The sequence below is a fragment of the Haloferax sp. S2CR25 genome (assembly GCF_031624535.1).
GTDB classification, from domain to species: domain Archaea; phylum Halobacteriota; class Halobacteria; order Halobacteriales; family Haloferacaceae; genus Haloferax; species Haloferax massiliensis.
Genome location: NZ_JAMQOO010000038.1, coordinates 1 through 662, shown reverse-complemented (window position 1 = coordinate 662; position 662 = coordinate 1). Strand labels below are relative to the sequence as shown.

The 662-nt window shown below is 58.0% G+C and carries 1 protein-coding gene; it reads left to right on the top strand.

The window, feature by feature from the left end:
* Positions 1-662 (top strand): DNA primase (locus tag NDI65_RS22175; RefSeq protein ID WP_310894446.1); only part of this gene is annotated, 662 nt, incomplete at both ends.

Below are 662 nucleotides of genomic sequence, written 5' to 3'. Positions count from 1 at the left end.
AGGTACTACACGGAGGAGTTCCCCTCGTACGTCGACGAACTCCCGTCGTTTATCACCGCGAAGGGGCCGAAACAGTACGCACTCGCGTTTCAGGAGTCCCACCCGGTACGGAAAGACGGAGTCCCAGACAAGGACTTCATCCGTCGAGATACGTGGCAGACGAACACCTCAGGTGACCGGACCACGGCAGCCTTCCACGACTTCGACGACGTCCTTGAGTTCATCTGCCATCCAGCACGGAACGATCCACTTGGGCGGAGCGACTTCGCACTCGTCGATCCTGATCTACTCGACAAACCAGACCCGCGTCCTAATGCGGTCTACTACGCCCTCGACCACTGGGAACGACCGTGGGTGCTCCTCATCGATATCGACGCGAAAACGATCGCTCGGGAGCGAGCAACACGGGTAGTGTCGGATGAGGATGGTTCGGGAGACAGCGAGGAATTACTCGATGCCGCGGGTATTCTCGACGCAGACCCGGCAGGCTACCCGTATGCCTTCGAGGATATCGATCAGGCCATCGAGTACGGTTTCGAGGTACGAGACATCTTCGAGGACGACTTCAACGCTGAGGAGACGATGGTAGTGTACAGCGGTCAGGGCGTTCATGTCTACCTTCTCGATACCGACCTTCCCCATCGATATGACGCCAAGAGTCG